At 53.6% G+C, this 13,151-nt stretch carries 8 protein-coding genes; all 8 read right to left on the bottom strand.

The annotated features are described in order from the left end of the window. Positions 1-16 precede the first annotated feature (16 nt). The 8 genes from HOV93_RS12100 to HOV93_RS12135 all read right to left on the bottom strand — a co-directional run bounded on the left by HOV93_RS12100 (position 17) and on the right by HOV93_RS12135 (position 12,022). On the bottom strand, positions 17-1,978 hold the full coding sequence (locus tag HOV93_RS12100; protein WP_207396758.1) for a heavy metal translocating P-type ATPase: 1,962 nt from the start codon (positions 1,976-1,978) through the stop codon (positions 17-19). Next, entirely contained in the window at positions 1,975-3,060 is a 1,086-nt protein-coding gene (gene hflK / locus HOV93_RS12105) for a protease modulator HflK (protein ID WP_207396759.1), read from the bottom strand. Before hflK ends, HOV93_RS12100 begins: the two co-directional genes overlap by 4 nt. Then, positions 3,057-4,085 carry a protease modulator HflC gene (hflC, locus tag HOV93_RS12110; protein WP_207396760.1) on the bottom strand — a complete coding sequence of 343 codons (1,029 nt, stop codon included), beginning with the start codon at positions 4,083-4,085 and terminating at the stop codon, positions 3,057-3,059. The genes hflK and hflC overlap by 4 nt, the downstream gene beginning before the upstream one ends. 21 nt (positions 4,086-4,106) lie before the next feature. Then, entirely contained in the window at positions 4,107-5,903 is a 1,797-nt protein-coding gene (locus HOV93_RS12115; protein ID WP_207396761.1) for an SPFH domain-containing protein, read from the bottom strand. Beyond that, a complete protein-coding gene (locus HOV93_RS12120; protein WP_207396762.1) occupies positions 5,900-7,474 on the bottom strand; it encodes a permease in 1,575 nt (524 codons plus the stop codon). Before HOV93_RS12120 ends, HOV93_RS12115 begins: the two co-directional genes overlap by 4 nt. Positions 7,475-7,477: 3 nt before the next feature. After that, a complete protein-coding gene (locus tag HOV93_RS12125; RefSeq protein ID WP_207396877.1) occupies positions 7,478-8,392 on the bottom strand; it encodes an AAA family ATPase in 915 nt (304 codons plus the stop codon). A 62-nt stretch (positions 8,393-8,454) separates the two neighbouring features. Further along, positions 8,455-10,764: a transglutaminase-like domain-containing protein gene (locus tag HOV93_RS26400; protein WP_207396763.1), complete on the bottom strand. Its 2,310-nt coding sequence runs from the start codon at positions 10,762-10,764 to the stop codon at positions 8,455-8,457. Beyond that, positions 10,757-12,022 carry a DUF58 domain-containing protein gene (locus HOV93_RS12135; RefSeq protein ID WP_207396764.1) on the bottom strand — a complete coding sequence of 422 codons (1,266 nt, stop codon included), beginning with the start codon at positions 12,020-12,022 and terminating at the stop codon, positions 10,757-10,759. Before HOV93_RS12135 ends, HOV93_RS26400 begins: the two co-directional genes overlap by 8 nt. Between the last annotated feature and the right edge of the window lie 1,129 nt (positions 12,023-13,151).

The raw sequence follows: 13,151 nt of genomic DNA on the forward strand, positions 1-13,151 counted from the left end.
TAAGGGAAAGTATCGATCAACCGTTCTTCGGACTTGGGCAGGACGCAACAGTGGCAACAGGTGGTTGCCACTTCCAACGTAAGATGGCGGCGCTATTGATGATGACAAATGCCTCCCCAATATTTTGAAGTGTGGCGCCTGCGACTGGCGTAATTGTTCCTGCGGATGCAAGTCCCAACATCACAAGGGTTAGCCCAGCACCAATCAGCACGTTTCGGTGAATGGTCGCTTTCGTTTTGGCGGCTAGAACCATTGCCATGGGAAGTCGGTCCAATTGATCGGTCATCAAGACAATATCGGCGCTGCGCATCGTGATATCGGCTCCCCCAACCCCCATCGCGATACCAACGTTGCCTGCGGCCAGGGCGGGGGCGTCGTTAATTCCGTCTCCTACGACCATAACGTTGTATCCAGCTCGCTTCTCGAGTTCGACCACTTGAAGCTTTTCAGAGGGGAGCACCTCGGATACGATTTCGTCGACACCCACTTCCAGGCCAATGTTTTGGGCAACGGCTGCCCGGTCGCCTGTCAGCAGAACGGTTCGTTCGACACGCAAGTCTCGAAGCTGTCGAATTACCTGGGGCGAGTCAGCACGCGCACGATCGGACAAGCAGATACAGCCGAGCGTGCGTTTGTTGGTTCCGCTGATCTCAGCGGCCCACACCATCGGCCCCGAATGTTCGATAGACTCGGTCGCGATCCCCTCCTGGTTGAGCCAGCTTTCACGTCCCAAGATGACAATCCTGTCGTCGGCGAATTGAATGCGAATTCCCAGCCCGGGAACCTCCTCAACGTCTTGCACTTCTGGAATAGACTGCCCTTGTTGTTTTCCAAACCGGGCAATCGCCTTGGAAACAGGATGCTGGTTAACTGAGACTCCGGCGATCACCGATTGCAGGACGTCTTCCTCTCGGCACGCCATCGGTATCACTCGACAGACGTCCAACCGCCCTGTCGTTACCGTTCCGGTCTTATCGAATACAACGCAATTAATCTCGCTGAGCGCCTCGAGAAACCGAGCGTTCTTCACAAGGATTCCATGCCGTGATGCGACTGCTAATGAGGCAACCATCGCCGCAGGACCGGCAATCAGAAACGGCCCGGGGCAGCCGACCACCAGCACAGTGATCGCTCGCGTGACATCATGAGTTAGAAACAGCGTGATCCCCGCAATCAGTAACACGCCCAACACGAAGTATTTGGCATACTGCTCGACCAATCGAAGGACACGGGTTTTGGATCGCTCTGCTTCTTGAAACAGGTCGAGCACTTTGGCCAGGGTCGTATCGTCTCCAGCGGAGGTGACTTTGGCCTGCAGCAGGCCGTTCAAATTCATCGAACCGGCAAAGATCTTGGAACCAGGGCTGACTTCTTCAGGCGTCGATTCGCCGGTAATAGACGATTGGTCGATAGCCGCATGGCCGCGTAGCACGACAGCGTCCGCTGGAATACTTTCACCTGGTGCGATGGCAATCGTATCGCCTACCATCAGGTCGGCGGCCGCGATGGACCGTTCAGCACCATCCGAATCGATCCTGCGTGCAAGGTTGGACTGCAAGGCCTGAAGACCGGCGATCGCGGAGTTCGCACCCAGAATACTGCGTTCCTCCAGAAAGAAAGCGACACTCAAGATCACCGGCACAATCACCGCTGTTGCAAAGTCACCCACAGCAAAGGCCGCTAGTGCGGCCACGCTGACTAATTGGGCGCTGTAGTATTCCGGCGACTCACGGAAGAGCCCCACGATGGCTTCCCACAAGATCGGAGCGATCACCAGCAACGCGGCCCCTGCTTGAAACGCGGCCGCCAACGCTCGTTGTTCCATCGGCATGAGACGCTCGATCAGTATTCCCACCACCAGCAGCGACGCCGCGATCAAGGCTGTGCTGAAACGGATACTCATCCGCCACTTTTCGAACGAGGTAAGCCCTGCATCGAGATCGCTATGAATTCTTTTTGATACCGAAACCGAACTCATTGCTCTTGACCTTTCGTCGACTGGCTTCCGGGTGGAATGTCAGTGTTGGTCGTATTACCCGGCGAGATCACAATCCTCGTACCTGGGGCGACAAATTTGAGTTGCCCAACGTTCTGCATGATCTGTTCCATCGCCTCCAGATAAAGTCGTGACCAGACAAGCTCAGGGTTGGCTAGATATTGAGCGTACACCTTGTCGAAGAGCGTCACTTCCTGATCTGCGTTAGTCGTGATTTCAGTTTGAAATCGAGTCGCCTCGTTGACGAGTGTGTAACGCTGCGCCTCGGCTTGAGGGATCGTACGCGCGACGAACCCTTCCGCTTCGCGTTTTCTGGTCTCGATATGAATTTGTTCACTCTGAACATTCTCAAACGCCTGGGCCAACTGGGGCGTAGGGGTGATTTCGCGAAATTCCACGGCATTCACCTCAATACCCAGACCAAGCAGATCAAGACGATCTTGCAAAGTCTGACGAACCACCAGGGGTAAACGTTCAACTACTTCGTTATCAGAGGTGCGCTGCAATCTGAGGGTGTCCATCGCATTCCAACTAGCGACCGTTTGAACGACCGATGCGGTTGCCGCTTCCTCCAAAACACGTTCAGGCCGATCCGCTTGAAAATGATAGGCAACCGGGTCAGCGATTCGGTATTTCACGCGAACGCTCGTCTGCAAGATGTGCTGATCGCCGCATAACACGTATCCGTCGCGAATCGGATCGAGTACCGAAGTCTGATTGCTTGCCTCGCTCAGTTGAAGCCGTCCGATTGCTACTTCGCGTTCCTCTTTGACCGGAATGCGGATGACCTCATCAATGGGGTAAGGCCAAGCTAACAGCATGCCCGGCTGTTTGACTTGATCGCTCGGGGTTGAGCCGACAAGCTTCCCGAAACGAGTCACCAAGGCAACTTCGTTCGGTTGCACCATCGTGATCCCGGAGCACCAGAACAAGATCATGAGCAGGATCGCCATGGCTCCAATGATTCGCATCCCCGCCCCGACTCCAGCACCGATCTGTTCGGCACGTTGAGAGCGATTGTTCTTGGGAGATGGCGGCTGGGGGAACGTTCGCTTTTCACTCATGGTTGCCCCTCGATGTTCGTTCGCGGATCCACCTGAGGTAGTCTTACAGTGCGGTCATTGGAAGTGGTTGGCTGCGTGGGCGGAACTGCGGCGTTGGGTACCGGAGGAGGCGTGGTCAGCAGGTCCATGAACCCCTCGTTTGTACGCAGAATCACAGTGGAATCGCTGCCCAAACTTCGCTTAAGCGACTCAAGTGATCGCCAGTAGCGATAGAACTCCGGATCACGCATATGTGCTTGAGCGTAAATCTCGGAAACCTTTTGCTCTGCATTGGCGCGAATTTTACCTGCTTCCAACCTTCCGTCCCGTAATATTTCTTCACTGCGAACCAAAGCATCGTCACGGATTGCGTTCGCATCTTTGTCACCCACTGCTCTAAGCTGCTTGGCTGCTGATTCCCGTTCCGCTTTCATTTGGGCTAAAACGGCCGAAACGTTCGAGGCTTCGTAGGCAATTCGGTTAATGCCAATTTGTCGAATCTGGATTCCGAACTTGTCGAGTGCGTTTTGCTGAACGTCTGCCAATAGTTGCTGTTCGATACGCACGGTCTGCACTTGGTCTGAGTTCGTTGAGACCAACGCAGATAGGTCATAGCCCCCCATTCGGTTATTTTTGGCGGCGGTAACCATCCCATCGATTTTGGCTGATACTGCCTCTACGCTTCCCGAAGACTGCAAAAACAGAAGCGGATCGGAAACATCCCAAACGACAAACGTTGAAAGAACCACGTTACGTCGATCGCGAGTTAATGTCGCTGTATACGGCGTGTTGAAGACATGCTGCCGCAGATCCACCACGCGAGCGTCCTCGATCGGCCAAGGCAACTTGAAGTATGCACCTGGCTCCATCCATTGACGCGTTGGTTTTCCAAATCTCGTTACGACGACCGCTGTTCCTTCAGATACCTGGACATAACAGGGATAGGCAATCAAAAGCAAAAGAATCGAAATGCCTAATCCAATTCTGACAAATCGGGTCCATAGTGCTGTCGGCGGTATCGGTTGGTTATTGGTTACGTTATCCATGAGGACTTTCAATTCGGCAGGCTACTGTGACTGCAATGAGAGCGGTGGAATCATGTTGGGCGAGATCGCTGCGTTCGGATCAGTCAACAAGACATCCTGGAGTTCGGTATCGATGACATACACTCGACGACCTGGCAGTGCCTTTTCAAAAGTGTCAAACCACAGCCGAGCACGATATGTTTCCGGGGCGGCTTGGTACGCTTTGTTGGCCTCGGCGAAGTGCGATGCTTCCTGACCGGCAAGTCCCACGCGTCGTGCGGCTTCTTGCCGGGCGGTGGCCACCAATGCAAACGATTGCTTTTCGGCAGCAAGAAGTTTAGCGGCCGCGTTTCCGCGAGCTTCGATGATAATTCTTTGGGCGTCGCTTTCCGCATTGCTGACATCCAAGTAAGCATCGGCAGCTTCGACTGGAGGATGCAAGCTAAGCAGGCTTACGTCGACGAGATCAATTCCTAGTTGCATCTGCTGAGACTTTTGAGCGACCTTGGCAGCGATTCGATTCGCGAACGCCTGACGATCTTCGGTGAGAACCTGATCGAGTGACGCGTTTTCCGTTTCTTCACGCAAAACTTGATATGCGATTGCCTCAAGTGCTGCGACAGGGTCGGCATGCCGAATCAAGTAGTCCTTCAACTGATCGACTTGCTTACCTACCTGAAAGTAGATCTGGGCATTCACGGCCACAAGTTCCGATTGTGTTCCTAGAACCAAGGCAAACTCGTTGGCGTGTGGTTCCGTCCAAAGCAACGAGCGAGGCTGGTCCGCTACAACTGCTTTTTCGTCGACGGTCTGCGAAAATCCAATCTGGAGCGTTCGGATCTCACCCACCGATACACGTCTCACCTTGCCAAAGGGCCAGGGTGCGTTCAGATGGACGCCCGGCTGTAGCGGTTCCGCTAGGACGGTTCCTAGTATTTCCGAGAGGGCCAATTGATCAGGCTGGACAATCACCAGTGAGGTCGAAAGCCAGAACAGTAGACACGTCAAGACAATCGCTACTGGTGTCGTTCGGCGAAAGAAGCGAATCGACCAGGAAGAGCGGAGACTCAGTCCAAAACGCTTCTCGGCGATCTCAAAGAGTGTATCAAGTGGATTCCACGAGGAGAGCAACAGCTCTCGAAACAAGGAATCGAATGGGGTAGTCGTGGTCAGGTCATCGGTCTGAGTTTTCTGTTCCAACTGAAACCATGCGACCAACAATCTCAGCAGGCTTTCGCTGATTATACAGATCAAGTAGACATGGAGCACGACTGCCAGCCATTGTGGCGTCTGGGGCAATACCGACGAAGTCAACTGGGCTATAGCGGCCAAGAACCAAGCAACGCGCGTTTCATGAAGCGTTAATTGGATCGTCGATAGCGTACCCGTGTCGCCATGAATTCCCTGCGTCATCTTTCCCAAGGCAGTCCATAAACTGGCAGCCAGAATCGCTAGGATTGCCGAGGTCGCAATCTCTTGCGGGGATAGGGGGCGTGCGACTTCTACCCGGCCGATTAAAAGTGAAAATACGACTCCGATCAACAGGACGACCAATGGTCCCGCAATGAAAATACATTGAAGTGACCATCTCTCGACGACCTGGCGATGGTCCGAAGACGGTATCGCCTGTAACTTGAGTGAGCGGCGGGTCGACCATAGTAGCACACTGGTCAGTAACAACTGGATACTAAGACCGCGAAACAGTGCCGATTCACTGAAGAATGCGTAGCCGAATGAAAGGGCCGCACTTACTCCCACAATCCATAACAGTTGCCCTAGCCAAGCATTGACTTCGGGGGATACCGGTGAGGAATGATTTTGCTGGGATGGTTCACTCATGGCTGCTCTCCCGTGCACGCCTTCTTGCACGTATGAAATTGATCGATGAGATCGGCTCCCTTTTGTCTTGCTTCCACTGCGGTTAAATCGGTTTGGGTCATCTGTTGGCTTGTTTCCCAGAGCAAAGCACGTAACTGACGAATCTGGCTAGCCTGTTCGTTATTCGGAACACTGAGGCGTAATACCCAGCCGACTGGAAGTCTGGCAGCGACGGTATCCCATTCGGCCAGTTTCTGCCGAGCGGCTATTGGGCGATTCGTTTTCACGGCGATCGCCGCATCGGCCGAGATCTTCTGCATTTGTGCGAAAGACTCGTCAACGCTCGGAAACAGAGAGTACAACAGCATGACCGATCCTAGGGCAATCATCCCGACCATTGCCAATCCGATCTGGCCAGGCGTCAGTTCGACATTCCAGCGACTCGGAGTGGCTTCCACCTCATTCGTTGGCTCTGGATCCTCTCGGAAAGACAGTCTTTGCCAGCGAACGACAACGCCCCACAACATAAGGATCACCAAAAAGGTTGAACCTGCCAGCATGATGACATCGGTGTGTTTTAGCTGTTGGTCTCGTGCCATATTGAATTGAGAAAATGTTGCGTGGTAGGGCTTGGCAAGCGTATCGAGACCATGGGTTTCTTCTTCTTCGCCAACAGACGGGGGAAATACCGTATAGGTTCCATAGCTGAGCGTCGCAGAGAAGATCAGTGTGGCCAGCAGAAGTGCTATCGTTCGCTGGGACCCCCAGATTGTTCTCATCGCGAACAACGTTCCCCCACACCAGGCGACACCCAGTAGTTGCAGCGCAATTGCACACGCAAACGCGAGATGCGTATGATGAATGGCGGATATGGCCATCGTAAATGTGATCGGAGTTACTATCTGAGGCCCAGTCAACGCCATCGTCTTGAGTGGACCACTCACATTCTGATAGGAAAAGATTTGTTCGAACGCACCGGAAGGGATCATGCCAATCACCATGCCAGCGATCACTGTTCCCAGCATGATATAAACCGCCGACCAACCCGTAACAATGCGCCCTGCGGCAATAGTGGCATTCCACAGCCGCGTTGTACCATGCGTCGCCACCGGCACAGCCTCGATTGAACTCGCTGCTGACTCGTCTTGAAAACGACCTGCGACTTCCGCGACCAAAACGGCATAGAGACACGCTACCAGCAGAAAGACCCCACATTGCCAGATTGGCAACACGCTGATCGCGTATAAGATCGCCAATGGATTGACCAAAGGGGCTACCAGCCAGATCACGGCTATGTCACGTCGTGGTAATCCTCCTTCGTAAAGTTCCTTTACGATCGGCAGTACTCCGAAGGCGCATACCGGCACGCAAAGGCAGCCTGCAATCAAGCGAAACGTACGCCCAATCCTTCCCTCTGCTCCAAGCCAACGCTTGAGAAATTCGACTCCTCCAGTTACACGAAGTCCTGCGGCACAAAGGACACCGACAAGGATCGTGGCAGATGACTCCACAAGCACGCGGATGATCGTTATCAACAGCGTGACGACCCATTCTTCCGGAGAAAAAGTGTTCCAGAAATATGCCAGCGTCATCGATTAATCTCGCGTCACAGGAACAGGGACTGTGCTCAGCATTTCGTTAATCAACTCCCGAGCATCATCGAACTCACCCGACAAGCGAACGTTTAAAACGGGGTAAGCCATCTCTTGAATATCGTCCGGGGTTACGAAGTCGCGACCATTGAGGTGTGCCCAGGCCTGGGCAACACGCTGCAGTGTCAAAAGCCCGCGCGGACTAACGCCAAGGGTGACCTCGCTACGCTGCCGGGTGAATTCCGCCAATTCCACCATGTATCGCAGCAGATTTGTTTCAATATGCACCTGAGACACGTGGTTCTGAAGTTGTTGTAATTGCCGCGTCGTCAGGACTGGTTCGATCGCAGTTCGGTCCCGATCAGAGTGTCCGATACTAGAGGCCAGCATCTCGATCTCATTTTGCTTGCCAGGGTAACCAATGCTCAGCCGCATGGCAAAGCGATCGAGCTGAGCTTCCGGCAAGGGGTACGCCCCATGACTGTCGATCGGGTTCTGTGTCGCAATGACAAAGAAAGAGTCTGCCAAGCGGTGGGAATGCTTATCGATAGTGACCTGACGTTCGGCCATCGCCTCGAAAAGCGAAGATTGGGTTCGTGGCGTGGCACGATTGATTTCGTCTGCCAGCAAGACGTCTGAAAAAACTGGCCCAGGGACAAACTCGAACTCGCGGCTCTTCTGATTGAACATATTGAACCCGGTTACATCGCTCGGCATCAGGTCTGGCGTGCACTGAACCCGAGCGAAGTCGCCACCAATCGAAGTAGATACGGCCTTGGCCAGGGTTGTCTTTCCTAGCCCAGGTAGGTCTTCCAGCAATATGTGCCCTCGGGCCAACACGCAGGCAATAACCTTCTCGACAACGTCGGATTTACCCTTAAGGGTTTGGTTCAACGCCTTACGGATGCCGTCGATCATTGGCTGAAACTCGCACTTCCCCTCATGGTCAAGTACTTGTAGTTCAGTTTCGGGCGCAGTTTTCACGATGGCTCCTTGGAAGCAAATTCAGAAGTCTTAGGGGATTTCGAATGGACAAAGACCGTGAATGCTTCGTCGCAAACACGGCTGATATCTAGTTGCGAAATAGGGCAATGGACGGCCGCCGAATAGAGTGCCCAGTTGATGGCGACAACAAACTCTTGTGATACCGATTGACGATCTGGCGACTGACAACGGGCAACAAGCCACCTGGTGAAGGTCTGGCCTTGGGGACGTTTTTCGCCGCGTAGCCAAGCTCGCCACTGCATCAGATGAGCCGTCCACAATATTCGGTTTCGCTCGCTACCCTGCCAGGGAAGTCGATTGGCAAATCGCAAAGCAATGTCTGTCAGACGCGCGAAGAACATCAATAATGCTGCCATACAGTCTACTGCGATCCCAAGCGACACCCAGTGCCGTACACACCAGTTTGCCACTGCGGCACAGGCAGCTTGAAGTTGCTGCCATACCGTGAGTCGTGGTGCCAATAGTTCGTAGCCAGGCGTTGGTTCGAGTGGATGCCAAACCCGACCATCCCACGAGACTTCCACCCAGAAGTGGACGCTGTCTTGGAATACCGGGGTTTGATACGTTCCTGCATCGAAGTGCTGAGGGTCGGCATAGAATCCGCTCACCACGCGCGACGTGTAGCCCAGCTCTCGCAGCAAGAGGGAAGTCGCCGTGGCAAAGAGAAAGTCGGGCCCTTGCTTCGTTTCAAAAAGAAACTCTTCAACTGGAAACTCGGTCTCTTCATTCATTAGGCTATTAGGCGAATGTGTGTAGTCGCTTTTTAGGCGATCTCGGATAGCACTAACTTGCGCCCAGCCAGGCGGCAGCCCGGCGGTCCATTCCAATGCCAATTCCCGAATTTTCGGAATGGACATGTCTTCTTCAGGAAGGGATAGACTTTGCCGAAACTTTTTAGTTGCGTATTCATCCTGCAAAGTTGATTGGCTTACTAAAAATGACTGTGTTCGCATCACCGTTAGTTGCGGAATAAAGTCAACGGTAATGCGAGGATGACCGTCGTTGGCCAGTGCGAACATGTCCTCGCGATCGACATCTTTGATCTGAAAACGAGCCATTCGCGGAGGTGAAGGGACACGGTCAGTCTTCAGGTTAATGAACTTCAGCAGGTGCTCTTCGGTTGAATGTATGTGCTCGTCCGACAGCGGACACGAGAGGTTGTACCAGGGCTTGCCATCTTCCTTGATCAGCTGAATAGGAGGTTCCTGGTGACCATCGCGGGCCAGGAGGTTGACGCCGTCGAATTGATCGTAGATGGTAGTCCGTAAATGAAGGGGCACCCTACCTTTGACGTAGAACAAAGCAGGAGACTTTTTATCGTCGAGCCGCTTTTGCCGACGGGCTTCGTTTCGTCGCAAAAGGCTAAAGTCGTTCCCTTTGGATTTGCTCGTGGCGACCCGCGAGTGGCGATGCTCAAGCTTTGAGGGAGGAAGACTGACCGCTTTTTGGAGAGACCTCTTTTTCACGACAGGCGCATCGTATGTGTCGTCAAATACGTCAAAGAGGCTCGGCATCTTAGATTCGAGAAAGATCTCGCTCTCGGTCGGACCGAAACTCATCGCATCCTTGGTGCCTTGAACCAGGTCATCTCCATCCCCCACGCCCCCTTGCGAACGAACATCCGAAACGCGATTTCCCCCAGAACTGGGCATGAATCCAGCCAATGCGCGGGTAGCATGGTCGGTACCGGCGAGACCTATCGCCGCTGCGGCTACGAGTATGGCCAGAACAAACGCGATTCCAACTGCGTCACGAGGAATCTCTGACTTGGTCCCTTCTGGGAATTTTCCTGCAATACGGTCCCAATACGAAGTGACCAGCCAACCGACACCCAGTACCGCATACACAATCCCGCAAATGGTGACCGACCAGTAAACACTCATGAAAACACTGAACGCCATCAAGGCCAGGCTTATTAAAGTGCTCAAATTGGCGATTCGTTTTTCGTATCGGAAGGCCAATGAGGCAATCATCAAGTTACGTAGAGCGAGTGAGAACTGTCCCTCAAGCAGCTGACCTGACCTGGGCTGTACCTGGTAAATAACCTGTTCGAAGATAAAGTGCCCTACGACAACCCCGACCAGCAACGTGATTACGCGATGATCATGTGAAGGATAGGACGGTGAGAAGTAGCGGGCACATTGCCACGCCAAAGCGCCAACAACGGCTACCTCGATCCACTGCCACCAGAAGCCAAGGCCACCGTGACTGATTGCCAATTGCATGCCTACTGCGGCCGTCAGCACCATTGTCAGATGGAGTTGTTTTGTAAATTGATCAGTCACCGCACCAGGCCTCTCTACCTCGAGAATTCCACTGAGAAAGCAACTGGCGGGCCGCCGTATGAGGATCTTCGATGTGGATCCAGGATCGACATGGCTTCAACGTTTCGGACGTGCTAGGTTCGCTCGGTGCCGTCAAGAATCCGTCGCTTCGCAGGATGACTGCACGCGGGGTCGGCATCTCGGACGTGCTCAGATCTGTTGTGATGGCAACCGACCAGTCGCAACCCGCATTGGCTCGCAGCAACGGAGTGGCGGAAGCAATCGGGCTTAGACGTGCCAATCGATCCATCGTCTTATGGATACTTGATTGAGCGCCCGTCATATGCTCTTCGTGGGTACCAAAATCGAGGACCACGACGTTGTGCTGCTGGACAAGCTCCAATGCAATACTCGCGGCAATGCGAATAGCCCACTCAAAGGTTCCTTCGGGACCCTGACCAGAGTGCGAATCGCGCCGAAGATCGACGAAAATACGAGCTCGCGTTTGAGCGCAGCCTTGACGTTCCGATACGATAAATCGTCCATGCCGAGCGGTTAGCGACCAATGGATCGTGCGGAGCGAATCGCCTTGGCGAAAGGGACGTACCCCATTGCGTTCCCCTTCCTGACCGATCCGTTGACTGCTGGGCGAGGTGATTGTTTGATGTTTACCTTGAGGCAACGGAAAATTAGAGAGCCGAAAGGTCCTCGGCCAAACCGTCAAATCATGCTGCACGGATACGGGTTTCTTGGCCTTCCACAAGCCAAAAGGAAACTCGGTCACTATCCGGGGTGATGAATGTGGATAGACACCACGTTGCGGGGGGTGAAACTGCCAGACAAACTGACAGCGAGACCAGCCAGGAATACGTGCCAGGGCAATGGCCGAATGCTCCTCGCTACTGTTCCGCATCTCGGCGAAGAAACCGTTCTCGATAGCCAGCCCCCAAACAGGAATCGGCCAGCGATTGATGATCTCTACGGTGACTTCGGCCTTTTCCCCTTCGCGACAACGGCGGGTGCGAAACTTCAGCTCACAGGCAATCCCACGCAGTCCGACCCACGGCCAGACTATTCCGAGGCCCACAACCGACAGAATGGTCAACATCAGCACGTAACCTTGCGGCGTGACAAAAATGCCCATCGTCAGGGCGACTGCGGCTAGGGCCAGCAGAACTCCGATGGGTGTCTTCAGCCAGTACACATACCGATTCGCCCACGGCGTGTAGTCGGTCGTCAACCAAGCCCAGCGGTTGACAGACATTTGATCGTTGCTCATATGCGTTGATTCCCAAGCAAGCAGCGCACAGCGTCAACGCCGTTGCGCCAACTCCTGCTCACGACTTGTTCTCACCTATTTAGAGTTGCATCACCACTTCGCAAAACTGATCGCAGCGGTTTCTCTGAATGGACAGCAATTGCTTCTATGTCTCCCTGCTGCCGTGCGACTCAGAATGAGCCAGAACAGTGAAAGAGTGTCTTCAATCGCTAGTGGAGAGACCAAATAGATATGTCGTTAGGACGTACGTCTCGCGCACGAAAAATTCGACACACTTATCTGACACGGAAGCCTTAGCAGATGGGCGGCCCGCGCGGAGAAGGAAGCCCGTGTGGGCTCTGAGATTGTTGCGATTGTTCGCAAACATGAAGCTGATTGGAATTGCAGAAAGAGGAAACAACCGGCTGATCAAGTAGTAGCGTTCCCTGGTGAAAAACCGCAATGATTTCGCAAAGAGCACAATCATGCCCAGTGGTCCACTGGCTCTTGCCTAAGTCGACATGCCCAACTGAGTGAGTCGAAGCGATCTCATGCGTGTGCTGATGATGTTCATGAGCGTGCCCACATTGAGAGTGCGTATGTGCATGGCAGCCCGTCGAGACATGACCGTGCGAGGAGCAAGTGTGATTGTGATGCCCCAATCCAGGAATCGCGTGCAGCACATGAGCCCCACCAGATCCAAACAGGATCACGGTCAGGCAAAGCCATGCGGCAATGCTTCGGATTGAGGGAACCTGTTTCACAAATATTATCCTAGCCAGGCTGACTTATCTCACAGAAAGTATTTGCATTTTGCTTTGCCGTGCCGCTATGCGTCAATTGTCGTTTTGCCGGAGAACCAAAACTTCACCGACTCATCACAACGCTTAACCATGCAAGTCAGGTTAGACGAATTCACTACTACTTCTCTTGGGATTATAGTCCACAGGAAGCATAAAAGGCAATAAACTCGCTTATGCGAATAGGTTGCATCTCCGAAACTCGCCGAAGACTTAACCTGCCATTTACGCTTCTGCATGGTCACTCTCAGCTGAAAAGGCCTTGAGGGCCGCATGGCCGCACTCCCCCCGTTGTGGTTGCGTTTCTCCGCCATGCGTTAGCCAATCAGCCGACGATTCTCAAAACGCCT

The sequence above is a fragment of the Bremerella alba genome (genome assembly GCF_013618625.1).
GTDB lineage: Bacteria > Planctomycetota > Planctomycetia > Pirellulales > Pirellulaceae > Bremerella > Bremerella alba.